Origin of the sequence: Microbacterium halimionae, from assembly GCF_011761265.1 — a bacterium.
Classification (GTDB): Bacteria; Actinomycetota; Actinomycetes; order Actinomycetales; family Microbacteriaceae; genus Microbacterium; species Microbacterium halimionae.
Map to the genome: position 1 here is coordinate 47,181 of NZ_JAAOZB010000001.1, position 23,715 is coordinate 70,895.

Consider the following 23,715-nt stretch of genomic DNA (forward strand, 5'->3'; position numbering starts at 1 on the left):
CTACTTCCCGGATTCGAGGGCGTCGCCGTGCTTGCGCGCCATTTGAGCGACAGCTGCCGCCAGGATCGGGTCTTCGCCGCGAGCGAGACCCGCATATTCGATCTGAATGCCCGATTCGGTCGTGGTCGCCTTTACCCACATGCGGCGTCGGGGCACGAAGAGCGCCACGAGAAGACCAAGCGTTGCAAGCACAGCGAACAGCAGCACCCACGGCCCTGCCGCGTCGTGGTGGATCGAAAGCGACGCGAATCGCTTCACCGACTGCTCATAGCCCTCTGAGCCCTCGGGCGCTTCGTTGGTGAAAGTTACAGTGCCCCATCCGTTCGGAAGCTCGGCGCTGTCGCCGGGCATGAGCTCGATCGACTCGACATCCGTGTCGGTACCGGTGAGTTTTTCCATAGAACCCGTGTCGAGGGTGTAAACCGAACGCGGCGCGCCATCGTCGATGCCAAGATCACCCGCGTACACGTTGAGGGTGAGCACTGGGTAAACCAGGTCGGGCCAAATCGACGTAAAAGCCCCGGTATCGAGGGCCTGAGCTGTCGGGTAGAAGAATCCGACGAGTCCGACCTGCTCAGGCAACCCGTCGGCAACCTTGACGACACCAAGAGACGTGAGGTTGTTGTCTTGCGGCAAGAACGGCACCGAATCCTGGTACACGACATTGCCATCGGCATCTGCGACCGTGATCGTTGGCGCATAGCCGTTTCCGAGCAGGTAGATGCTGTCGCCCTCGAGCTTGAGCGGGTGGTTCACACGCACCGAGCCCTCGGTGGCTTCTTCGCCCGGCACCTGAGTTGTGAGATTCGCGGAGAAGTCGCCGGCTTGACCAGCACCGCTCGTTCCGGCGTCTTGGTATGTCACGTCGAAGCTATCGAGTGTCATCGAGTAGCGCGATACCTCATCGATGTTGACGAAACGGCCCGGGTTGAACGATGAGTAGTCAGTGAGCGCATTCACGAATGTGGTGCCCTCCACGATGACTCGCTGGCCCGTGTACGTAAAAGAACCACCGAGACCAACGGCGATCAAAACGCCGATGAGCGCGATGTGGAAAACAAGGTTCCCCGTCTCACGGAGATAACCACGCTCAGCGGATACCGAATACGAGCCGCGCCGGTCGTAGCGCTCCACCCGGTACCCGGCGGTACGAAGCTGGGACGCCGCGAGGTCGACGGCATCCTGCGCATGCTTGTCGGGGTCGTCTTCGTGCGCGATCTCCGACACGATGTGGTCATCGAGGCGCGCGAGCCGGGCGGGGGTACGCGGCGGCCGTGAGCGGAGCGCCTTCCAGTGGTGCTTCGTGCGAGGGATGACGCAGCCGATAAGTGAAATGAACAGCAGAATGTAGATCGCCGAAAACCACGACGATGCATAGACGTCGAACAACTGCAGGTTGTCGAGAATCGGCGCAACATCCGGGTTGTCAGTGAAATACTGCGTCACACCGTTCGGGTCGGCAGTTCGCTGCGGGAAGATCGATCCAGGTACAGCCGCAATAGCGAGCAACAGCAGCAGCACAAGCGCCGTCCGCATGCTCGTGAGCTGGCGCCATGCCCAGCGCATCCAGCCGATAAAGCCAAGTCGAGGCTGCGTGATGTCACCTGAGCCGTCGCGTCGATCATCGGAGACAGCCACTCCGTCGACGTGGTCAGACGGACGCAGTGGCTCGGAGTCGGCCTCAGAGCGGGAGCGGGACATTGATGAACACCCCCTGCAGGTGCGACATGAGGGCGCTCCAGACGCCGACGACCATCAGAACACCCAGCACGATCAAAAGCACTCCGCCGACGATGTTGAACGCCCGAATGTGCCGCCGGACAAACGCCACCGAGGTGGTGGCCCATCCGAAGCCGAGGGCGAGAAGAAGAAATGGGATGCCGAGCCCCAACGAGTAGGCAAGGCCCAAAATGGCTGCGCGCCCTGGGTCACCGAAGTTCCATGAGACGGCGATGATCGACGCGAGAGTCGGACCGATGCACGGCGCCCAACCGATGCCGAGGGCAAGCCCCAGCAGCGGCGCCCCGACGAGGCCGAGGTTGCCACGAATCTGTGGTTTGAAGGTGCGCTGGGCGAAGCCGAAGACTCCGATGAAGATGAGGCCCATCGCGATCACGATCACACCAAGAATGCGCGTGATGATGTCGGCGTACGCGATGAAGAATGCCCCAAGGGTGCCACCGAGAATTGTGACCGCCATGAATACGACGGTGAATCCTGCGATGAAAAGCAGCACTCCGCCAACGAGCCGGCCGCGTCCCGGCGTCGTAGACCCCCCGGAGGAGCCCGGCGCGACAGCGCTTGATGCGCCCCCGAGAAATCCGAGATAACCCGGGACGAGCGGCAGCACACAGGGCGACAAGAACGACACGAGGCCTGCCGCGAGCGCGAGGGGTACGGCAACCCACAGCGCGCCCGCGCCGATGATCGCGTCGGGGTTCACGAAGTTTCCGCTACCGCGTCGCGCACGAGCGCGGTGAGCACAGACGCGTCGGGCAGCTCGCCCACGATGCGAGCAGCAACTCTGCCCTGCTTGTCAAGAACGATGGTTGTGGGCGTCGCATTTAGCGGCGTCGCATCGGCGAAAGCGAGCTTGACGCTGCCGTCGTTGACAGCAATCACACTCGGATAGCTGATGCCGTTGTCTTCGGCGAAAGCGAGCGACGTGGGAGCCTGATCATAGGTATTGACGCCGAGGAAGGCGACATCTTGATCGGTGAATTGTTGATACGCCTTTTCTAGCCGCGGCGCCTCGACGATGCACGGACCGCACGCTGCGTACCAAAAGTTCACGACCAGCACGTCTCCGTCGTAGTCGTCGCTTGACACGTTTTCGCCATTGTCGAGCACGCCATCGAACTCAACGGGCTCGCCTCGCTCGTCGGCCGGGATTTCGACCACGCTCAGGTCGCCCGCGATATAGCCCTTGTTGTCCCCCGCGTTGTACTGCTCGGCGAGCGGATCGCTCGTGCAGCTCGCCAAAACGAGAACTCCGACAAGCGCGAGGGATGCTGCGCTCACAATCCTTCGCATCACACTGCTCCCACATCGATCGAGCCGGCGCTCGTGGCAGGCTCCGCGTAACCAACTTCGGCCCAGCCCGCGCCACGGCGTTCGAAAGTGGTGACGCTCGACAACGCGCACCGGCGATTGCGTGGATCGTGTTTCGCAGGCAAACCGGCGACGTCGAGGTGAGTCACCCAAATCGGAAGCTGGTGCGAGACGATCACAGCATCTCCGCTTTCAGTGCGAGTCCAGGCATCCGTCATTGCCCGATTCATTCGCGCGATCACGCTCGCGTATGGTTCGCCCCAACTGGGAACAGCTGGCCGCATCAGGAATCGCCAATTGAGTGGGTTCATGAGTGCACGCTTCATTCGCGTGCCTTCGAACACGTTGGTCGGTTCGATTACTCGTTCGTCAACGACGGGATCGAGTCCAAAAAGTTCGGTGAATGGCTCCGACGACTCACGGGTGCGCTGCAGCGGGGAGCACACGAGGGACGTGATCGGTCGTTCGAGGCCCTGCAAAAACTCGGCTGCCTGGCGCGCCATCTCTCGTCCGTCTGCGCTCAGCCGGAAGGCGGGCAGGCGGCCGTACAAAACGCGTTCGGGGTTATGCACCTCACCGTGTCGCACGAGGTGAAGACGGTCTGCGGGCACACGTCAAGTGTACGTGGATGCCTCCTATGGAGAGCCTGAGCGTGAGCTGCGAGAGAAGGTCGCACCAGTCACTCTGAGGCTGACGTTCCTCCGGCCCGCCGCGTTCGGATGATCGAGCGAACGCGCATCGTCAGGAACCAGCCGAGCGCCACGACCACGCCCACGATGACGACGGTTTGGAAAAAGTCAGCGTACCGCTCGACGAGTGGCCATGATTCACCGAGAAAGTACCCGGCAAGCACGAAAATCGTGTTCCAAATCGCGCTCCCGAGCGTTGTCAAGAGGCCGAATTTCCACAGCGGCATGCGCGTGACGCCTGCCGGTATCGAGATGAGGCTTCGAAAAAGCGGAATCATGCGGCCAAAGAAAATGGCCTTACCACCGTGACGCTGAAACCACCCCACTGTGCGGTCGATATCTTCGGGATGCAGCAGCGGCACCTTTCGGGCAATCGCCCTAAGCCGCGCAATCCCAAGCCAGGCACCCAGTGCGTAAAGCATGAACGCGCCGACGACCGACCCGGCTGTGGTCCACGCGAGCGCCTCGAAGAGAGTGAATGTGCCGCGGCTCGCGGTAAGGCCCGCCATCGGCAAGATGACTTCACTCGGCAACGGCGGAAAAAGGTTCTCAAGAGCAATAGCGATGCCTGCCCCGGCGGGGCCAATGATCTCCATAAGCGAGACCGACCAGTCAACAATGCTCGTCAGCCAGGACGTATCTGCGGTGGTGTCGGTCATCAGGTGCCCTTGCGCGAGGTGATCGGCACGCCCGAAAAGGCGCTGACGGCCACCGTATCGAGCCAAGATGACTCGCTCCTGTGAACGGGTGCTGCGCGATCAGGCTCCGACGGCGCCGGCCCACACGATGAAAGCGCCCACGTTCCAGAGCCCCACCACAAGCACAAACGCTGCAAGCGGCACCCAGAACGCCAGACGGCGAACGATCAGCAGCACGATCGAAAGGGCGAGCGCTATGACAAAAGCGATCCACGGCGCTGTCAAAGACACCCAGACCCCGATATTCATGACATCTCGACTGCACGCTCCCGACCCGCACGCGTTGAATGCATACGTCAGGAGAACTGCCAACACGGATGCCGTCACACTCGCCGCTGCCAGCAGCACGAGCAGGCTGATCGTCAGCCACAGGTCCCAGCGGCGCCGGCGTCGCTGTGGGAGTGAGTTCACATCTCGCCGCGGAGTCGGCCCCGCGGCGTACTCCGATACCGGAGGTTCGGTGCTCACCCGATAGGTCTCTGGGCCCAGCGTGTAGACCCGTTTCTCGCCGCTCACGAGGCTTATCTTAGAGCCGAGCGTTCGCCCACGTAGACTGGTCTCCCGTGAGCGAACGCGTCCTGATTAGTGAACTGCAGTCCCGTGCCGATGGCGCCGTATCGGTGTCGGGATGGGTTGAAACCGTCCGTGACCAAAAGAAGGTGCAGTTCGTCATCCTGCGCGATGAGACCGGCGCCGTGCAGTTGGTGAACCCGGCGACTCGTGAGGTTGCTGAAGATGCACCCGCAGAGGCATCGGATGCCTTGGCGCTCACCGAATCAATCTCAGCTCTATCAACGGGCACATTCTTGAAAGTGCACGGCACACTCAAGCACGACGAGCGCGTGAAGCTTGGCGGCACAGAGATCAAGATCGGCTCGCTCGACATCGCGGCCGCAGCAGATCCCGAGACGCCCATTGCGAGCGATTCCGGCATGGATAAGCGCATGGACTGGCGCTTCATCGATCTTCGCCAGCGCCGCAACAACCTCATCTTCCGGGTGCAGACGACGCTCGAGCACGCGATGCGCACCTACTGGGTGGACCGCGACTACATCGAGCTCCACACGCCAAAGCTCATGTCGAGCCCGTCAGAGTCGAACGCCGAGTTGTTCTCGATGGAGTACTTCGGCGACCAGACGGCATACCTCGCTCAAAGCCCCCAGCACTACAAGCAGATGGCGCAGGCGTCAGGCTTCGGCAAAATCTTCGAGATCGGCGATGTCTTCCGCGCTGACCCGAGCTTCACCAGCCGTCACGCGACTGAATTCACTTCTGTCGACGCCGAGATCAGCTGGATCGATTCTCACGAAGATGTCGCGGCGATGCAGGAAGAACTGCTCGCAACAGCAATTGCTGCCGTGAAAGAGAAGCACGGCGCGGAGATTGCCGAGCTCTTCGGCATCGAGGTTACTGTTCCGTCTCTCCCCTTCCCGCGCATTCCGCTCGCTGAAGCGCACGACATCATCGCGGCCCGCGGGTATCAAACTCCTCGTACCGATGGCGACCTCGACCCCGAAGGTGAGCGTCAGATCTCAGCTCACGTCGCTGAGACCTTCGGCCACCAGTTCGTGTTCATCACCGACTACCACGCCGGAATTCGGCCGTTTTATCACATGCGTGATGAAGAAACCGGGCTCACGAAGAGCTACGACCTGCTTTTCCAGGGCGTGGAGATCACGACCGGCGCTCAGCGTGAACACCGCATCGATGTGCTCGAAGCGCAAGCAGTCGAAAAGGGCCTCGCTCTGGAAGGTCTCGAGCACTACCTCGACTTCTTCCGCTATGGCGTGCCGCCGCACGGCGGCTTCGGCATGGGCCTTGCCCGCGTTCTGATGTTGCTGCTCGGAGAATCCTCAATCCGCGAAGTGACGTTCCTCTTCCGCGGACCCACACGGCTCGCGCCCTAGCGACCACGACGTTGTGCTCAGCGGGGTAACACACCTTTGCTGAGCACAACGTGACTTGCAAGGCACGCCGAGGCCCTGCGTACGCTGGGTCTTCCGAACCGAAGGAGATCCCATGTGGCAAGACTGGTTGGAGATCGGCATCGCCGTCGCCATCGCTATTGTCGGCGCGCTGCTTCTCGCTTGGATCGTAACGTGGGTTTTCCGTCTCATGGCCCGCCGGGGGTCGTGGCCGACAGTCCTCGTGCAGCGGGGGCGCCGACCGTTCCGAGTGATGATCCTGGTGATTTCGCTCTGGATCGCTATCAATATTTCGCTCCCGCCGGATACCGAGTGGCGTGACGGCATCAATCAAGCTTTCACAATCGCGATCATCGGAGCCAGCGCGTGGCTCGTGGGTGCCCTGGTCTATTTCGCGACCGACCTAGCGCTGGGTGCATATCGCATCGATGTGCCTGACAACCGGGTGGCGCGACGCATCCGCACCCAGATGCTCATTCTGCGGCGCCTTGCTGTGGCCCTCCTCGTCGTCATCGCCATCGGAGCAGCGCTTCTCACCTTCCCTTCGGTGCGGACGGTTGGCGCGAGCTTGCTGGCATCCGCCGGCATTGCTTCTGTTGTTGCCGGTCTCGCCGCGCAGTCGGTCCTGGCAAACTTGTTCGCGGGCATCCAACTCGTCTTCAGCGAAGCAATTCGCGTCGACGATGTACTCGTCGTCGAAGGCGAATGGGGCCGAGTAGGCGAGATCACCCTGAGCTACGTTGTGCTCAACATATGGGATGATCGTCGGCTCGTCTTGCCGTGCACCTACTTCACAACGACACCTTTCGAAAACTGGACTCGCAAAGGCTCTGAGCTGTTGGGCGCGATCGAGCTCGACCTGGACTGGCGCGTGTCTCCGACGCGTATGCGAACTCACCTTCAGCATGTGCTCGCCGGCACCGATCTATGGGATGGTCGCGCTTCGGTTCTGCAGGTCACCGACGCGACCGGCGGAATGGTGCGTGTGCGCATCCTCGTGACCGCAAAGGATTCGCCGACGCTCTTCGACCTTCGCTGCATCGTCCGCGAGTCAATGGTCTCGTGGGTACAGCAGAACACTCCCAACGCGCTGCCGACACAGCGACTTCTTATCACCGACCCGAACGCGGTCCGCGACGCGGTAGAAGATCCCACGCCGACAAGCGACGGACTCTTTACCGGCAGCTCAGAGGCGGAAGAGCGTGCCAACGAGTTCACTCAGGCAGTGCCGATCATCCGCCCCGGAGACGAGGATGAAGCGGATTCCGCCATGGCGACGGATGAAACTTTGAAGAGCTCTTAGCGCGCCAGCGCCGACAGGTCGATGTCGACGGCCACCCGGTCCGAAACGACACTTCGCACGAGCGGCAGCACTGCCTGATGAGCGGGATGGTTTTGGTAGGCGTCTAGTGCCGCAAGGTCAGCGACATCCACGATGAGAGCAAGATCCCAGTTTCCTTCGACAACTCCGGCGCCCACGGTGATGTGTTGGATTTCGGGAACTAGACCCTTCAACGCTGTCAACGCTGAAATAACGCTCTCGGAATGTTCGCTACGGGTCGCTTCGTCTGAGGCGGCAAGCTTCCACGCGACAATGTGTCGGATAGTCATTGTCAAGCGTCTACTTTCTTTGCCGCATCGAGGAGAGCGTCGCGCAGGCGTTCTGGCGCAACGCGCCACTGGGCGTGAAGACGCCCGTCGATGAGGATCACCGGAATCTTTTCCCACCAGGCCTCATAGAGCGCCGGGTCGGCGTCAATCGACGCTTCGACCACATCGATGCGATCCGCTGCCGCTTCTGGAAGCTCGGCGATCACATGATCGATGACTCCCGCGGCAACATCACACAGGTGACAGCCGTCTTTGCCGATGAGGGTGATCGTGGTCACAGAGTAATTCTAGAGCGCCCACGAGTGCCGGGGCGCCGGGCCGATCAACTCTCCAGCGGGAATCCCGCAGCGACCCAGTCGCTCGTGCCACCGTCAATGTTGGTGACATCGTAGCCGCGCGCTTCGAGAGCCTCCACAACCCGACCAGAGCGGCCGCCGACCTGGCAAATGACATCGAAAGAGCCGTCCGGCAACTCATCGAGCCGCGTACCCAAGCTCGACATCGGAACGTTGACCGCACCGGGCACATGCCCGGAAGCAAACTCGTCAGCTTCGCGTACATCGATCAACGGCACTCCATCACGCTGCTGGAGCTGCTGAACTGAAATCGACTTCATGGGATGTCTTCCTCTTCGCTCAGTGGCAAACACAAAGCGCCCATCCGAGTGGATAGGCGCTGAGTGTCAATGCCGCTACTTTTTGTTGCGGCGCTGGTGGCGAGTCTTACGAAGCAACTTACGGTGCTTCTTCTTCGCCATGCGCTTACGGCGCTTTTTAATGACTGAACCCACGGAAACCTCACTATGTCTGGGGCTGGACGCGCACATACCCGCGCCCGGGAACGGGCGTTTGTGAAAAAATGCCTCGTATCAGTCTAGCCGACGTCAGCGGCTGATCGCTGCACGGCCTCTGATACTGCCGTTTCGGGTACACGATAGCTTCGCCCGAAGCGGACTGCAGGCAACTCCCCCGCGTGCACGAGACGGTACACGGTCATCTTTGACACCCGCATGATGTCAGCAACTTCGGCGACCGTGAGGAAACGAACGTCAGGTAGATCGGGCATCCTGTCCCCCTTGCTCACCGGAGAATGCTGAGCACACTCTATGGGCTGGGTGTGACTGGTGTAAACCTCTGTGACGCGTGAGGTAGAGGACCGTTACCGCTTTGGAAGCTTCTTAATTGCGGACTCGAAGGCATGACGGGCGGATGCCGCGGCACGGCCGACAACGTCAGCCGCGTACGCGGCAGTATCAGGAAGAGGTGCGTTCTCTGCCGCTTCGGCATCGTCATCGATGAGGAATGGGACGAGCCAGTCATCGATAGCGTCAAGAGGCGCGGCAGACAGACTGTAGTAGCGGTGTTGGCCATCTTCACGCACTGAGACAAGATCCGCTTCTCGCAGCACCTTCAAGTGCTTTGAGACCGTGGGCTGGCTTACGCCCAGGTCACTCACAATATGTGACACGCTCGTGCCGTGATCTCCTACGGCTGCGCGGTCAAGAAGCAAGCGCAGAATATCGCGTCGGGTGCCGTCTGCGATCACATCGAAGATATCCGCCATGACCATAGGCTAGCCGTGGACAGGCGTAAGTACCACGAACCGGGTATCGAACAGCGAAGGGAGATCTCGCATGGCGCGTAATCAGCCCCCCGCGCGCGCATCGGGGTGGCGTCTGCAATTTCGACGAGTCGGTCATTTCGCTCGCGGGTTCGCAACGTCGTCGCCGGCACGATTCGCGATCCTCGTCTTCGTCTCTCTCATACTCATCTTCACTTTTCTCCTATCGCTTCCGGCTGCATCGGCCAATGGTCGCGGCACACACATGGCTGACGCGCTCTTCACAGCGGTATCGACGATTTGTGTCACTGGTCTCACGACGGTCGACATGGCGACACAGTGGTCGCCTTTTGGTCGAACGATTATTTTCCTCGGCGTAAACATCGGCGGCATGGGGGTCCTCACCCTTGCCTCGATCTTGGGCCTTGTCATTTCAAAGCGCCTGGGTTTGCGAGCAAAACTTATTGCTGCCGGCGATAGCAATCCGCTGCGAGCACACGGCGGGCCGATCAATGAGGGTCAGACCGTACGTCTGGGTGAGGTCGGCCAGCTGCTTCGCACAGTGGCGCTCTCGACGCTCGTCATTGAAGCCGTCGTTGCTCTCATGCTCTATCCCGCCCTGATCATGGCGGGTATTCACCCACTCTCAGCTCTCTGGGAAGCGCCGTGGTACGCCGCGATGTCGTTCACCAACACCGGATTCACTCCTAACCCGGGCGGACTCACGCCGTTTGCGGATGACTACTTTCTGCTCACAGTTCTGATGTTCAGCGTCTTTCTCGGTAGCGTCGGCTTTCCGGTTCTCTACACGCTCTCGCGTCACTACTGGCACGTCTCGCGGTGGTCGCTCCACGCTAAGCTCACACTCATCACCACGTCGATTCTTTTTGTCGCTGGCGCACTCGCCTTTCTTGCTCTCGAATTCAACAATCCGAGAACCTTCGGCGGAATGGATGCCGTAGATACGACCTTTCAGGCGTTCTTCCTCTCGGCGATGACCCGCTCTGGTGGTTTCTCCGTCGTCGACATCGGAGAACTCCACGGATCATCGCTCGTGGTCGGCTCCATGTTGATGTTCGTCGGTGGCGGGTCAGCCTCGACCGCAGGCGGTATCAAAGTCACGACCCTCGCGATCCTCGCCCTCGCGGTCTTCTCAGAGGCAAAAGGACGTCAGTCTGTCGAGGCATTCGGCCGCCGCATCCCGAGCGACGTGCAGCGTGTCGCGCTCTCCGTCGTCGCATGGGGAGCAACGATCGTTGCGCTTGCGACGATCACCATCGCTCAGATCACAATGGCGCCGATCGCCGAAGTGCTCTTCGACGTGATCTCAGCGTTCGGCACCGTGGGCCTGTCAACCGGGCTGACAGAAACTCTGCCGGATCCGGCGATTTACGTCATGGCACTGACAATCTTCATGGGACGCATTGGTACAGTGACACTCGCCGCAGCAGTTGCGGCATCCTCGCGTTCGCAGTTGTACTCCTTGCCGGTGGAAAGGCCAATCGTTGGTTGAACAGATCCGCAGCGATGCGCCCGTTCTTGTCGTAGGACTCGGTCGATTTGGTGCTGCGTGCGCCGGCGAACTCGATCGTCTCGACCGCGATGTGCTTGCCATCGATGGCAGCCTTGACCTCGTCCAGAAGTGGTCCGAGCGCGTCACTCACACGGTTCAAGCAGATGCCCGCAACATCGAGGCGCTGAAACAGATCGGTGCGCAAGACTTTCAGGTCGCTGTCGTGGCCGTCGGCTCATCGATCGAGGCATCCGTTCTCATCACAGCGAATCTCGTCGATCTCAAAGTTCCCCAGATTTGGGCCAAGGCAGTATCGCAATCGCACGGAAAGATCCTTGCGCGCGTCGGCGCCAACCATGTGATCTATCCCGAGCGTGAAGCCGGCGAGCGCGTCGCCCACCTCGTGAGCGGCCGAATGCTCGACTTCATTCGGTTTGACGATGATTTTGTACTCGCAAAGATGTACCCACCAAAGTTCATTCGCGGTGTAGGCCTCAACGAGTCCGGCGTGCGCACCAAGTACCACGTGACCGTCGTCGGTGTGAAGAGCCCAGGCCGACCCTTCCGCTATGCCGAAGCCGACACTGTCGTCACCAACCATGACTTGATCATCGTGTCGGGAACGAACAGCGACATCGAGCGGTTCTCGTCGCTCGACCGCTAGACGCCGGGCATTAACCGGCCGCGAGTTCTTTCGCTCGCGCAAGCGCCGCGTCGGTTGCCGCGCTGAAGGTCGCTGCGAGTTCAGCCTGCTGCAGCACGGCTACTGCACGCTCGGTCGTGCCCTTCGGGCTTGTGACCCTCCGGCGCAGTTCCGAAGGCTCGTCGCTGGACGCATCGAGAAGCGCTGTCGCACCCGAAAAAGTTCCTTCGACCATCAGGCGGGCCTGCTCTTCGGAGAAGCCTTTGCCCACAGCGGCTTTTGTCAGTTCTTCGATGAGCAAAAAGACGTATGCCGGCCCCGACCCGGAGATCGTCGAAAGAGCATCGATCTGCGATTCGGGGACTTCGATCACGGAGCCGACGGTGTCGAACAACGCGTGAACGAGAGCAGTGTCAGTTGCCGTAGCTTTTGTGCCGGCAGCAAGGCCCGTAACACCCTTACCCACGAGAGCGGGCGTGTTCGGCATCGAACGGAGCACAGCAATGTCAGCGCCAAGAATCTTCTCGAACGTTGCGATCGTGACGCCAGCGGCGAGGCTCACGACAATCGTCCCCGGGCGAAGCGATGAGGCAATTTCACGCAGGAGATCAGGCACCATCGCGGGCTTCACACCGATGAGCACGATGTCGGCCCCAACCGCGGCGCTCTGGTTTCCGTCCGGCCTGTGCTCGAGGGCAATGCTCGTCACCCCGGGTAAAGCGTCGAGTTCGTGTGCCTTCGCGGCAGAGCGATTTGTCACAGTGATGCCGCCGACAGCGAGACCGGATGCCGCAACTCCCCGCAATACCGCACCACCCATCGAGCCAGCACCGAGGATTGCAATGGGCGGCAGCGAGCGAGAAGCATCCGAATTCATGCAGCAATCCTATGGGCGAGCTCTCACATCACTGCAGTTCTAGCGAGGCGCGTGGCCGCACACGTCGCCACGTCAATAGACTCACGGTATGAGTGCTTCCGGCGGCGGTAAGGCGATCATCGCGGCGTTTCTTGCGAACATGGGCATCGCGATTGCCAAGTTCGCGGCATGGCTTGTTTCAGGTTCGGCGTCGATGCTCGCTGAAGGCATCCACTCCCTCGCCGACTCCGGCAACCAGCTGCTTCTGCTGTTCGGTGGACGACAGGCCAGAAAAGCCGCCGACGAAGAACACCCGTTCGGCTACGGGCGCGAGCGGTATGTCTACGCCTTCGTAGTTTCGATCATTCTTTTCTCCGTAGGTGGACTTTTTTCCATCTACGAGGGAATCGAAAAGCTGACGAATCCGCACGAACTCGAGAACGCGTGGGTTCCGCTCGTCGTGCTCGTGATCGCGATCGCGCTCGAATCTTTCTCGCTCCGCACCGCCGTTAAAGAGTCGAATCTCGTGCGCACCAAGGGCCAGTCGTGGGTGTCATTCGTGCGGCACGCGAAGGCTCCCGAACTCCCCGTTGTGCTTCTCGAAGATGTTGCAGCTCTCACCGGACTCGTTTTCGCCATGCTCGGAATCAGCCTGACCGTCATCACCGGCAACTCAACGTTCGATGCTGTCGGAACTCTCATGATCGGCACGCTGTTGATCCTCGTGGCGATCGTGCTCGGCGTCGAGACGAAAAGTCTGCTCGTCGGTGAAGGAGCCACCGCCGCCGACCGCGAACTGATTGTCGCCGCGATCAACTCGAGCCCCGAAATCAAGAAGCTCATCCATTTGAAGACGCTCTACCTCGGCCCCGACGAATTGATGGTTGCAGCAAAGGTTGGCTTCGCCTCCGACAAGACGCTCGGAATCGTCGCGTCAGACATCAACGCGGTCGAAGCTCGCATCCGCGAGGCTGTGCCGATAGCGCGAGTCATCTACGTCGAGCCCGACGTCTATCGAAACAACAAAGCGAACCCGCCCACCGAGGCGATCGTCATCCGTTCTGCCGACTAATCGGAGCACCCCGTGGAATACTGCCTTTTCGTCGAGCCCCAAGAGGGATTTTCTTACGACGACCAGCTCGCTTTTGCACAGGCGACCGAGGCGCAGGGGTTCGACGGATTCTTTCGCTCAGATCACTACATGCGGATGGCCCCGGGGTCGCCGCTGCCGGGTCCGACGGATGCCTGGACAACACTCGCGGGCCTCGCACGAGAGACCTCCCGCATCCGCCTCGGCACACTCGTTTCGTCGGTGACCTACCGCACGCCCGGTGTGTTCGCAGTTCAGGTCGCTCAGGTGGACGCCATGTCGGGCGGTCGCATCGAGATGGGGCTCGGCACCGGTTGGTTCGAGGCAGAGCACCGGGCCTACGGCATCCCGTTTCCGGAACGTCGCTTCGCGCTTCTTGAAGAGCAGCTCGAAGTGATCACGGGGCTCTGGCAAACCCCGATCGGCGAGAAGTACACGTTTGAGGGTGCGCACTATGCGCTGACCGATTCACCGGCACTGCCGAAGCCCGCGCAACAGCGTGTGCCGATCATCGTTGGCGGAGGCGGAAAATCACGCACACCGGCTATCGCCGCACGGTTCGCCACCGAGTTCAACATCGGTTTTCAGTCTGAATCTGTGATCGCCGAGAAATTCGCGGGTGTTCGCGCTGCATGCGAGCGGATCGAGCGTGACCCGAAATCTCTCAAACTCTCGGTCGCGCTGCCCACGCTTGCCGGTGAATCTGAGGCCGACATTGAACGTCGTGCCGCCACAATCGGCAAAGACCTCACCGAGTTTCGCGGCGACATCAACATTGTCGGTGGCGCCGAAGAGATCACGGCAAAGGTCGAGCGGTTGCGCGATCTCGGCGCCGAGCGGGTCTATTTTCAGCTGATGGACATGCGCGACCTCGACCAGGTCGCCTACCTCGGCAGCGAGGTTCTCCCCGCGCTCCCCAGGTAGCCCCTGAACCGATCAGGGCGAGCGGTGGGTAGACTCGGGCATCGCGCGAGCGGATTCCCCTTCCCCTGTCGAAACGATCGACGCAGCGCACAAATTGGCCACAGCACCGGCCATGTTCTTGGAGCGTCATGACTGCCATCACCCCAGCCCCGGATAACGCGTCGCGCTATCGCATCGAGCCGACGGTGTTTCAAGCGCTCAAGAGCCCACGGCTGCTCACACGAGAGGTCCTCGCTGGACTCGTCGTGGCCCTGGCTCTGATCCCCGAGGCCATCGCGTTCTCGATCATCGCTGGTGTCGACCCGCGCGTTGGTCTCTTCTCGTCATTCGTCATGGCTGTCGCTATCTCTTTCCTCGGCGGCCGGCCTGCGATGATCACCGCAGCCACCGGTGCCGTCGCACTCGTGATCGCTCCGGTGGTCGCCGATTATGGCATGGACTACTTGATCGCGACCGTGCTTCTCGGTGGACTCATCCAGATCGTGCTCGCCGTGCTTGGCGTCGCAAAACTGATGCGATTCATCCCTCGATCGGTGATGGTCGGTTTCGTCAACGCGCTCGCGATCTTGATCTTCACTTCTCAGGTGCCGCAGCTTCTCGGCGTGCCTTGGCTCGTTTACCCGCTCGTCGTCATCGGGCTGCTCGTGATGTACATCATGCCGAGGTTCACGAAGATCGTTCCGGCGCCGCTCGTGGCGATAGTGCTCCTCACGGGAGCCGTGATCGTGTTCGGCATCAATGTGCCGAACGTCGGCAGCCAGGGCGAGCTCCCGGACAGCCTCCCGGGCCTGTTCATCCCCAACGTCCCCCTGACGTGGGAGACGCTCCGTATCATCGCTCCGTATGCGCTTGCGATGGCGGCGGTGGGGCTCCTCGAGTCGCTCATGACGGCGAAGCTTGTCGATGACATCACCGACACACACTCGCGTAAGACCCGTGAGGCGTTCGGCCAGGGCGCGGCAAACATCCTCTCGGGCGCCTTCGGTGGCATGGGTGGGTGCGCCATGATCGGCCAGACCATGATCAACGTGAAGGCCTCGGGTGCGCGCACCCGTATATCGACCTTCCTCGCGGGCGTCTTCTTGCTGGTGCTGGTGCTGGCGCTCGGAGACATTGTCGCGATCATCCCCATGGCCGCCCTCGTCGCGGTAATGATCGTTGTTTCGGTCGGAACGTTCAACTGGCACAGCGTTCGCCCCGCAACGCTCCGTCGGATGCCGATCAGCGAAACGATCGTGATGGTCATCACCGTGGTTGCCACCGTTTGGACCCACAACCTCGCAATCGGCGTCGCCCTCGGCGTACTCGCCGCGATGGTGTTGTTCGCGCGTCGCGTTGCTCACCTCGTGTCGGTGACGCGGACACTCCCACAAGACGAGATCGTTCCCACCGCGGTGTACACGGTCAATGGCGAACTGTTCTTTGCATCCAGTAACGACCTCACGACGCAGTTCGCGTATGCCGAAGATCCCGAACGTATCGTTATCGACATGTCGGGCTCTCACATTTGGGATGCGTCAACGGTTGCTGCCCTCGATGCTGTCGTGACGAAATACGAGCATCACGGCAAGCGGGTCGTCATCGAAGGCATGAATGAGTCAACGAGTGCGTTCCATGACCGCCTCAGCGGCAACCTCGGCGAAGGCCACTGAAAATCGCCTAACGCTTGGGCGTGAAGAATGCGCGAAGCAGAGCGGATGCTTCAGCCTCGCTGACTCCGGCGATCACTTCAGCCCGCACCGGCAGCCGCCGGTCGCGCACGACGTCGTAGACCGATCCCGCAGCGCCCGCCTTCTCGTCCCACGCGCCGAACACAAGTCGAGAAACGCGAGACTGCAACACAGCCCCCGCGCACATGACGCACGGCTCGAGCGTGACGACGAGCGTGCACCCCTCGAGATTCCAGGTGCCGAGGTGCCGAGCCGCACGTCGAAGAGCGACGACCTCGGCGTGAGCGGTCGGGTCCCCCGTGGCCTCGCGCTCGTTGCGACCCTCGCCGATGATGTGGCCCAAGGCATCCGTCACAACCGCCCCGACCGGAACGTCTCCCGCGGAACTTGCTTCTTCGGCGAGCTCAAGAGCGCGCGCCATTGCGGCACGGTCTTCGGCGGGAGCAGCAATCGTCACAGTGCCAGCGTATGCCGTGCTCTAACCTGGAAACATGCGCTTGCACATCGCCGATCACCCCCTCATCACCCACAAGCTCACGGTGTTGCGCGATAAGCGCACCCCGTCACCTGTCTTTCGGCAGCTGACCGAAGAGCTTGTGACCCTCCTTGCATACGAAGCGACCCGATCGGTGCGCGTTGAGCCCATCGAGATCGAGACGCCGGTCGTCAAAACAACCGGCGTTGCGCTCAGTACACCTCGCCCGCTCGTTGTGCCGATCCTTCGCGCCGGTCTCGGCATGCTCGAGGGCATGGTGAAGCTTGTGCCGACGGCCGAGGTCGGTTTTCTCGGGATGGTGCGCGATGAAGAGACGTTCCAGCCGACCACATACGCGGAGCGCCTGCCCGACGACCTGAGTGATCGGCAGTGCTTCGTGCTCGACCCGATGCTTGCGACCGGTGGATCACTGGGCGCGGCAATCGAATTCCTCTTCAAGCGCGGCGCACAAGAGGTCACAGCTATCTGCCTTCTCGGAGCCCCCGAAGGTGTCGCCGCTATCGAGAAGCAGGTCGCCGGACGCGACGTCACTCTCGTTCTCGGCTCGCTCGATGAGCGTCTCAACGAGAAGGGCTACATCGTGCCCGGTCTCGGTGATGCGGGCGATCGCCTGTACGGCACGGTCTAGAGCGTTCGACTCGGGCAGCGCCGGTCAGCCAGCGCAAATCAGCAGTCGTCAATCAGAACCGACGAGCCTCGCGAAACCGCTCAGGCGAGTAACTCCGTCGGGTGTGCGCGGAAAGTCATCGAGCACTCCTGGCGAGTACACGAGGAAGGCGGCATGCTGCGCCCGTGAGATCGCGACGTTCAGCCGGTTCTGCAGCAGCAGAAACTCAAGGCCCCGCGGAGCATCTCGACCGCTCGACGCCGCAAGCGACACGATCGAGACGACTGCCTCCTGACCCTGAAATTTGTCGACAGTACCGACGCGCACACTCTCAAATCCGGCAGCGGCAAGCGCTTCTTCGACCATCACTTGCTGCGCGTTGTACGGCGTGACAACGATGATGTCGCGCTCTGTCAGCTCTCTGGGCGGAACACCGACAATCTCACCGTCTACTACAGCACTGTTTGTCCACTGGCGGCCGAGCAGATCACCCACGAGTCGAACTACCTCATCGGCTTCCTGGGGCGACTGAGTCGCATTTGCTGTGTGCGAAACGGCAATCGGGTGAAGTCCGGGCGCGATCCCCTCAAGCGAGCGTTCTGCAGTGAGCGGATGAGCCGCCAGTTTTCCGGCGTACGAAAGCCTCGAAACAACAGCTGAGACCTCAGGATGCATCCGCCATGTGCGCGCCAGAAAGTAACCACGGTCGGGCGCGATGACAGCTTCGCCCGCCATCACCCAGCCGAGTGCCGATGTGTCGACGGGCTGCGGGTGCGTGCCCTGGCTCACTTGCGGCAGTTGCTGTGGATCTCCCAACAGCAGCAGGCGAGCAGCCGAAACAGACACCGCGATGGTCGATGCGAGCGAAAATTGACCTGCTTCATCGATGACAAGCAGATCTAGGGAGCCGCGCGGCACTCGGGCTGGGTGGGCTAGATCCCACGCTGTGCCACCGATCACGTACCCACGCGATGCCCGCTCCGAGGTGAACGCAGCCACCCCGTTCTTTGCGATCGGTGTGAACGCCACCGACTGGGTGGGATCTTTCAGCGCTTTACCGACCAGGTGCGGCGGTACGCCCGCAGCAACGATCCGATCGAGCATGTGCTCAACGACCGCGTGCGACTGGGCAACAACCCCGATGCGGTAGCGATGCTTCGCGATGAGCTCAGCAATGACATGCGCGCCGACGTAGGTTTTGCCGGTACCGGGAGGCCCCTGCACGGCGAGATAGCTGTGATCAAGATCCAGGATGCTCCGCACAATCGCTGAGGCGTCATCTGTCTCGACGGGCGCGAGGCGTCCGGAACGCGTGCGGGGCGGCACGCGCCGGAAGATATCCGTTGCGGCGTCTTCTGGAAAACCAGGTGCCGCGTCGATCAAACGATCCGCCCACTCATCGATCGCTTTCTGCTGGTTGCCAGCCGGTGGCGGCGAGGCTGGCGTGATCGCAATCGGAAGCTCGGTCCAGGTGAAGCCGTCAATCGCAATTTCTTCGACGAGAGCGCCGTCATCGAGGACCTCAAGTATCTTCACCCGGTGATCTACGTGCACCCATCGAGGGGATGCGTGCACCGGAAAGGGCGCCGGCATCGCGTAGACAACCGACGGGCTCGATCCTTCACTCAATCGAGTGCCAGGGGCGGGTTCGCCGCGAAGTTCGAGGATGCGCCGATCGGCACGCTGCCCATCACCGCGATGCCAGTCGCGTCGCACTTCGCACCGCGTAGCGTCGAGCACGACGACATCCCGGGTGTCTTCCCACACCGATACCGGTTCGCGCAGGCGCAAAAAGTGGTTGGCCCAGAATGTCTTGGCTTCGCGCGGGTAGTAGTCGATCGCCGCGGACCCCAACCGGAGTGCTGCGATGTCGGCTTCGGCTTCGGCTTCGGCTTTGACAGCGAGCGCATCGCCCCTCGCTGTCAAAGCGAGCGCTCGCGGGGACGGTTCGTAAAACGAGTCCGTCGGTTCGATGTCGATAGACGGGTGAAGCCCCGCATCACGTGCCCGATCAACCAGCCAGTCACGCAGCCTTCTGGTGGACACGCAGTCGTAGCGGTTGTAATCGGCGAGGTCATCCAGGATTTCGCGCGAGCCTTCGGCATCGCCGCTTTCGGCGCGCACCCGAGCTTCGACGTATTTAACAATCGAATCGTCGCCGCGCTGAACTGTGCTTTCGCGCACCTCTTCGCCCATGTAGAGCGGCTCGAGCTTTTTGATGGAGTACGAGCGTGATCCGACCCGCACTGACCTCTTGACGATCGGGTAGAGATCCACAAAAACACCCTCGCGCAGCAGCTTGTCTACGTCGGCCTCGCGCACGCCATACCGCGCAGCCATCTGCAACAGGTGGGTCGGCTCGTAGGGCGCGTAGTGGTAGACATGCATGGCCGGGTACTCGGCGCGGCGGATCTCGATGAGGTCAAGGAAAGTCTCGAGAGCGCGTTTCTCTTCTGCGAACGAATGCGCCCAGAGCGCTGTGTACTCCTCGCGTGTGTCGACCCACCCGAACAGGTAGTCGATCCCCCAGAGCGTCGCTTGCTCCCCCGTCGGCTGCTCGGTGTAGAGCGGATCTCCCTCGAAGTCGAAGAAAAGATCACCATGGTCTGGACGCGGCAGCGCCCCAAGACCCCGCGGAAACACGACCTCGTATGTGGGCACGGCAGACGAAGACGCGTTTTCAGTAGCCGGATCAGGCACGCCCGCGGGTGAGGTGAGTTGCAGGCGTGCTTGAGTGACGAGCCCGTTGAAGGTGTCGGGGCTCATACCACTCGGTGGAACCGCGGCCGTCCCCAACTGGTCGATGGTCTCAATGCCTGCGGCGCGCAGCCGCTCCCGCTGCAGGGGCCTCATGCTCGCCACCAGCAGCAGGTCACGATGGGCCGTCACCTCGGCATCGCAGGTCGCACAGCGTCCGCAGGCGACAACGCCCAGCACTCCGCGCGAATCGCCCCATGCGATGGGCTCGCCCGCTGCTCCCGTCGACAAATCACGGTCTGCGACGAGCGACCGAAGGCGAGCCCGTCGCAGATAAAACATCGGCAGAAGATCGGATGCCTCGTGCACGCTGACGCTGCCATCACCCAGCAGCAGTTCTACGCGATCTGCGCGCGCCACGTCGAGGGAATCGAGCTGATCCAGGTAAGCCGCGAGCTGCATCAACGCCGTGACGCGCGCCTGGCGCGCAAGCTTCGTGTCTTGCACGATCCAGCGACCGTCGTCATCTCGCACGAGAAAGTCAGCAAAACCGACGAAATCAGACGTAGAAAACGCGGCCTGGTACAGCACTTTCGCGGCGGGGTCGGCGAGCGCTACCCGCGTTGCTTCTGCCGCTGCAGCGAGGCCCGCAGCATCCGTCGAGCGTGTTTCTGGGATCTCGACGACACCCTCGCCGTGCGACTCGCGGTAATTTTCGAGCACGCGCTGTTCGTGCAGAGTTCCGAGGCGGGCGGCACGCGCGAGCGTCGCGTCTTCGGGTTCGTCGACGCGTGGGACACGCTTGAGCTTTGCGTCGATAGCGCGGAGCCAAGCGAATTCGCACTCGGCCGACGCCTTCAGGTCGCTCGCGCTCCATACGATCCGCCGTTCCTGCTCGATGTAACGCATTGCTCCCTTTCGCTCCTTCGACCCTAACGAGCCCCGCCGACATCGCCCTGACCTGGCACACTGGTCGAGTGAGCCACAAACTGCCGTTCGAAAGCGCCTACCGTCATGGTTTCGCGCGCGTCGCGGCCAGCACGATCCCCATCGCCATTGCCGATCCCGCCACTAACGCGCAGACGGTACTAAAACAGGCACAGGCATTGCACGAGCAGGCAGTGGCTGTTGCGGTGTTTCCCGAACTTTGCCTGAGTGGCTATGCGATCGAAGATCTCGTTTTGCAGGATGCCGTTATCGACGCCGTTGAAGAAGCTCTGCTGACGATCGTCACCGCCTCCGAAGATCTGATGCCAATGCTCATCGTGGGCGCTCCGCTTCGCACCGGAAACCGACTTTCTAACTGCGCTGTTGTGATCCACCGTGGCGAAGTTCTCGGCGTCGCTCCCAAGTCTTACCTGCCGACATACCGCGAGTTCTACGAGCGTCGCTGGTACGCCGCGGGTGACGAAAGCGCAGTCGACTTCATCCGTATCGCTGGCATCGACGTGCCATTCGGATCGGACCTCATCTTCGAGGCTCTCGATGTGCCGGGTCTCACAGTGCACGCTGAAGTATGCGAAGACATGTGGGTGCCGGTGCCGCCGTCTTCGGCCGCAGCGCTCGCCGGCGCCACAGTGCTGGCAAACCTCTCGGGGAGCCCGATCACCATCGCGCGAGCTGAGGATCGCCGCCAACTCGTCCAGGCCCAGTCGCTTCGGTGCCTAGCGGCTTACGTCTACGCGGCCGCAGGCTCCGGTGAATCAACGAACGACGTCTCATGGGACGGCCAGACAATGATTTACGAGGGTGGAACCCTCCTCGCCGAGACCGAACGGTTTCCGGACGGCCCCCGCACGAGTATCGCTGACGTCGATCTCGATCGCCTCCGGCAAGATCGCGGCCGCCAAGGAACGTTCGACGACAACCGTCGCAGCATCGACCCGAAAGCGCGGACGATCTCTTTCAAGCTGAATCCGCCGGCACAGAACATTGGACTTCGGCGTGACGTCGCCCGGTTCCCGTTCGTGCCCAGCGACCCGGCTCGTCTCGCCCAGGATTGCTACGAAGCCTTCAATATTCAGGTCTCCGGTCTCGTGCAGCGCCTGCGAGCGATCGGAAACCCCAAGCCTGTCATCGGCGTGAGCGGCGGCCTCGACTCCACGCACGCTCTCCTCGTCGTCGCGCGTGCAATGGACCGGATGGGACGAGACCGGAGCGACATCCTCGCCTACACGATGCCGGGGTTTGCCACGAGCGACCACACGCGCTCGAATGCCATCGCCCTCGCCGAGGCGCTCGGGGCCACGATCGAAACGATCGATGTGCGACCGGCCGCAACAGAGCTTCTGCAGGGAATCGGCCACCCGGCAGCCAACGGTGAGCCGGTCTACGACGTGACATTCGAAAACGTGCAGGCCGGCATCCGGACCGACTTCCTTTTTCGGCTTGCGAACCGCAACGGCGGCATCGTCATCGGCACTTCCGATCTGTCCGAGCTCGCACTCGGGTGGGCGACCTACGGCGTCGGTGACCACATGAGCCACTACTCCGTAAACACGGGTGTTCCGAAGACTCTCATTCAGCACATCATCCGCTGGGTCATCGCCCATCGCGGTGGTGCTGACGATCCGTCAGAGCTCAGCGACAATGCCGTAGCCGTGCTGCAATCGGTGCTCGACACCGAGATAAGTCCTGAACTTATCCCTGCCGATGCTGACGGCAATGTGCAATCAACCGAAGACAGCATCGGTCCGTACGCGCTGCATGATTTCACGCTCTTTCATGTGCTCCGCTATGGATTCCGGCCCTCCAAAATCGCATTCCTCGCCGAGCATGCCTGGGCCGATGCTGAAACCGGGTCATGGCCCGCAGGTTTCCCAGACGACGAACACATCGCCTACGACCGTTCTGAGATCGTGACGTGGCTCCGGGTCTTTCTTCGCCGCTACTTCGGCTTCGCACAGTTCAAGCGAAGCGCGCTGCCGAACGGGCCGAAAGTCTCCGCCGCAGGTTCACTTTCGCCGCGAGGAGACTGGCGCGCACCATCCGATGGCAACCCTGGGGTGTGGCTCGAAGAGTTGGATGCGGCGCTCGCATCCTGAATTCGGTCACGGCGCGGGGTGCGAGTACGCAATCGTGATGAGAAAGCCGTTCCGCGACACGTCCGCGACGTTGTAGCGCGCCGGGCGATCGGGAATCCACCCACGATTTAGCCCCATGTCGAGACGAACGGCCTCGGGCCGAATGCGCGTGCCGCGCCCGTCGGCCGCGATGACTGCTTTCACGTGCACCCAGTGCCGCAAGAAGTCGGCTTCGCTTGAGCCGTCCCACAGGTGCGAATGACGGTGCATTTCTTGCGCTTCGAGCTTGTCGAGGTGAGTATCACGCAGATCAATCCCGAGCGTAATTCCGGGATCTGCCACGGCGACGATCGTGGCTGCACGAAACGACGTGGTTCGAATTTGAAGCGGCAGTTCGGCCCCATCAAGCTCAGCGAAAAGTTGCGTGTGATGACCGAAAACGGTGGGGGCTTCTCGTTCTACCCGCACGGCTTTGGCATCAATGCCCAAGCGATCCGACACGAGCTCCCGCGAAAGAAGGCGCCGACGATCGTGCTCACTCACGCGCGGATCCCACGCGAGGCGCGCATCGATTCCGCTGGGGGTGTCGAGAAGTACGGTTTCCATCAGTAATCCCTTCTGGGTGGCGACTGTCATGCTCTGCGGGTATCGGGTTTCCCGAA

25 protein-coding genes are annotated in these 23,715 nt (G+C 61.6%); 9 read left to right on the forward strand and 16 right to left on the reverse strand.

Annotation, left to right across the window (positions count from 1 at the left end):
* The 6 genes from resB to FHS06_RS00245 all read right to left on the reverse strand — a co-directional run bounded on the left by resB (position 1) and on the right by FHS06_RS00245 (position 4,954).
* On the reverse strand, positions 1–1,701 hold the full coding sequence (gene resB / locus FHS06_RS00220) for a cytochrome c biogenesis protein ResB (RefSeq protein WP_167043864.1): 1,701 nt from the start codon (positions 1,699–1,701) through the stop codon (positions 1–3).
* Positions 1,682–2,443 carry a cytochrome c biogenesis CcdA family protein gene (locus FHS06_RS00225; RefSeq protein ID WP_167043867.1) on the reverse strand — a complete coding sequence of 254 codons (762 nt, stop codon included), beginning with the start codon at positions 2,441–2,443 and terminating at the stop codon, positions 1,682–1,684. Before FHS06_RS00225 ends, resB begins: the two co-directional genes overlap by 20 nt.
* The gene (locus tag FHS06_RS00230) at positions 2,440–3,033 is read right to left on the reverse strand and encodes a TlpA family protein disulfide reductase (RefSeq protein ID WP_167043870.1); all 594 of its coding nucleotides are present in this window, start codon (positions 3,031–3,033) and stop codon (positions 2,440–2,442) included. The genes FHS06_RS00225 and FHS06_RS00230 overlap by 4 nt, the downstream gene beginning before the upstream one ends.
* Entirely contained in the window at positions 3,033–3,662 is a 630-nt protein-coding gene (locus FHS06_RS00235; protein ID WP_167043874.1) for a histidine phosphatase family protein, read from the reverse strand. The genes FHS06_RS00230 and FHS06_RS00235 overlap by 1 nt, the downstream gene beginning before the upstream one ends.
* Before the next feature lie 68 nt (positions 3,663–3,730).
* Positions 3,731–4,399, reverse strand: a complete 669-nt coding sequence (locus FHS06_RS00240; protein ID WP_167043877.1) for a DedA family protein — start codon at positions 4,397–4,399, stop codon at positions 3,731–3,733.
* Positions 4,400–4,498: 99 nt separating this feature from the next.
* Entirely contained in the window at positions 4,499–4,954 is a 456-nt protein-coding gene (locus FHS06_RS00245) for a DUF6264 family protein (protein ID WP_167043880.1), read from the reverse strand.
* A gap of 47 nt (positions 4,955–5,001) precedes the next feature.
* Here FHS06_RS00245 and aspS point away from each other — a divergent pair, with 47 nt between their 5' ends.
* Positions 5,002–6,345 carry an aspartate--tRNA(Asn) ligase gene (gene aspS, locus FHS06_RS00250; protein ID WP_167043883.1) on the forward strand — a complete coding sequence of 448 codons (1,344 nt, stop codon included), beginning with the start codon at positions 5,002–5,004 and terminating at the stop codon, positions 6,343–6,345.
* A gap of 112 nt (positions 6,346–6,457) precedes the next feature.
* The gene (locus tag FHS06_RS00255) at positions 6,458–7,666 is read left to right on the forward strand and encodes a mechanosensitive ion channel family protein (protein WP_167043886.1); all 1,209 of its coding nucleotides are present in this window, start codon (positions 6,458–6,460) and stop codon (positions 7,664–7,666) included.
* Here FHS06_RS00255 and FHS06_RS00260 read toward each other — a convergent pair.
* The 6 genes from FHS06_RS00260 to FHS06_RS00285 all read right to left on the reverse strand — a co-directional run bounded on the left by FHS06_RS00260 (position 7,663) and on the right by FHS06_RS00285 (position 9,537).
* Positions 7,663–7,974, reverse strand: coding sequence for a Dabb family protein (locus tag FHS06_RS00260; protein WP_167043889.1), 312 nt, complete (start codon positions 7,972–7,974; stop codon positions 7,663–7,665). The genes FHS06_RS00255 and FHS06_RS00260 overlap by 4 nt on opposite strands.
* 2 nt (positions 7,975–7,976) lie before the next feature.
* The gene (locus FHS06_RS00265; RefSeq protein ID WP_167043891.1) at positions 7,977–8,252 is read right to left on the reverse strand and encodes a glutaredoxin family protein; all 276 of its coding nucleotides are present in this window, start codon (positions 8,250–8,252) and stop codon (positions 7,977–7,979) included.
* A 44-nt stretch (positions 8,253–8,296) separates the two neighbouring features.
* Positions 8,297–8,590 (reverse strand): rhodanese-like domain-containing protein, encoded by a 294-nt coding sequence (locus FHS06_RS00270; RefSeq protein ID WP_167043894.1) that lies wholly within the window; start codon positions 8,588–8,590, stop codon positions 8,297–8,299.
* 75 nt (positions 8,591–8,665) lie between these two features.
* Entirely contained in the window at positions 8,666–8,764 is a 99-nt protein-coding gene (locus FHS06_RS00275) for a 30S ribosomal protein bS22 (protein ID WP_003792170.1), read from the reverse strand.
* Between the two features lie 83 nt (positions 8,765–8,847).
* On the reverse strand, positions 8,848–9,039 hold the full coding sequence (locus FHS06_RS00280; protein WP_165141394.1) for a helix-turn-helix domain-containing protein: 192 nt from the start codon (positions 9,037–9,039) through the stop codon (positions 8,848–8,850).
* A 93-nt stretch (positions 9,040–9,132) separates the two neighbouring features.
* Complete coding sequence (locus FHS06_RS00285; RefSeq protein WP_167043897.1) at positions 9,133–9,537, reverse strand: ArsR/SmtB family transcription factor; 405 nt, start codon at positions 9,535–9,537, stop codon at positions 9,133–9,135.
* A 70-nt stretch (positions 9,538–9,607) separates the two neighbouring features.
* Between FHS06_RS00285 and FHS06_RS00290 the strand changes: the two genes are divergently transcribed.
* Both FHS06_RS00290 and FHS06_RS00295 read left to right on the forward strand, forming a co-directional pair.
* On the forward strand, positions 9,608–11,047 hold the full coding sequence (locus FHS06_RS00290) for a TrkH family potassium uptake protein (RefSeq protein WP_167043900.1): 1,440 nt from the start codon (positions 9,608–9,610) through the stop codon (positions 11,045–11,047).
* A complete protein-coding gene (locus FHS06_RS00295; RefSeq protein ID WP_167043903.1) occupies positions 11,040–11,711 on the forward strand; it encodes a potassium channel family protein in 672 nt (223 codons plus the stop codon). The genes FHS06_RS00290 and FHS06_RS00295 overlap by 8 nt, the downstream gene beginning before the upstream one ends.
* Before the next feature lie 10 nt (positions 11,712–11,721).
* Here the strand turns inward: FHS06_RS00295 and proC are convergent, their stop codons facing one another.
* Complete coding sequence (proC, locus tag FHS06_RS00300) at positions 11,722–12,567, reverse strand: pyrroline-5-carboxylate reductase (RefSeq protein WP_167043906.1); 846 nt, start codon at positions 12,565–12,567, stop codon at positions 11,722–11,724.
* Between the two features lie 88 nt (positions 12,568–12,655).
* Between proC and FHS06_RS00305 the strand changes: the two genes are divergently transcribed.
* From FHS06_RS00305 to FHS06_RS00315, 3 genes are all read left to right on the forward strand, one after another.
* Positions 12,656–13,618: a cation diffusion facilitator family transporter gene (locus tag FHS06_RS00305; protein WP_167043909.1), complete on the forward strand. Its 963-nt coding sequence runs from the start codon at positions 12,656–12,658 to the stop codon at positions 13,616–13,618.
* Positions 13,619–13,630: 12 nt separating this feature from the next.
* On the forward strand, positions 13,631–14,560 hold the full coding sequence (locus FHS06_RS00310) for an LLM class F420-dependent oxidoreductase (protein WP_167043912.1): 930 nt from the start codon (positions 13,631–13,633) through the stop codon (positions 14,558–14,560).
* Between the two features lie 128 nt (positions 14,561–14,688).
* Complete coding sequence (locus FHS06_RS00315; RefSeq protein WP_167043915.1) at positions 14,689–16,212, forward strand: SulP family inorganic anion transporter; 1,524 nt, start codon at positions 14,689–14,691, stop codon at positions 16,210–16,212.
* A 7-nt stretch (positions 16,213–16,219) separates the two neighbouring features.
* Here the strand turns inward: FHS06_RS00315 and FHS06_RS00320 are convergent, their stop codons facing one another.
* Positions 16,220–16,687, reverse strand: coding sequence for a nucleoside deaminase (locus tag FHS06_RS00320; RefSeq protein ID WP_310734772.1), 468 nt, complete (start codon positions 16,685–16,687; stop codon positions 16,220–16,222).
* A gap of 34 nt (positions 16,688–16,721) precedes the next feature.
* Here FHS06_RS00320 and upp point away from each other — a divergent pair, with 34 nt between their 5' ends.
* On the forward strand, positions 16,722–17,354 hold the full coding sequence (gene upp, locus FHS06_RS00325) for a uracil phosphoribosyltransferase (protein ID WP_167043918.1): 633 nt from the start codon (positions 16,722–16,724) through the stop codon (positions 17,352–17,354).
* Between the two features lie 48 nt (positions 17,355–17,402).
* On the opposite strand, the gene FHS06_RS00330 is transcribed toward upp, so the two are convergent.
* Positions 17,403–20,939, reverse strand: coding sequence for a TM0106 family RecB-like putative nuclease (locus FHS06_RS00330; protein ID WP_167043921.1), 3,537 nt, complete (start codon positions 20,937–20,939; stop codon positions 17,403–17,405).
* Between the two features lie 68 nt (positions 20,940–21,007).
* Here FHS06_RS00330 and FHS06_RS00335 point away from each other — a divergent pair, with 68 nt between their 5' ends.
* The gene (locus tag FHS06_RS00335; protein ID WP_167043924.1) at positions 21,008–23,074 is read left to right on the forward strand and encodes an NAD(+) synthase; all 2,067 of its coding nucleotides are present in this window, start codon (positions 21,008–21,010) and stop codon (positions 23,072–23,074) included.
* A 6-nt stretch (positions 23,075–23,080) separates the two neighbouring features.
* On the opposite strand, the gene FHS06_RS00340 is transcribed toward FHS06_RS00335, so the two are convergent.
* On the reverse strand, positions 23,081–23,659 hold the full coding sequence (locus FHS06_RS00340) for a hypothetical protein (protein WP_182486471.1): 579 nt from the start codon (positions 23,657–23,659) through the stop codon (positions 23,081–23,083).
* Between the last annotated feature and the right edge of the window lie 56 nt (positions 23,660–23,715).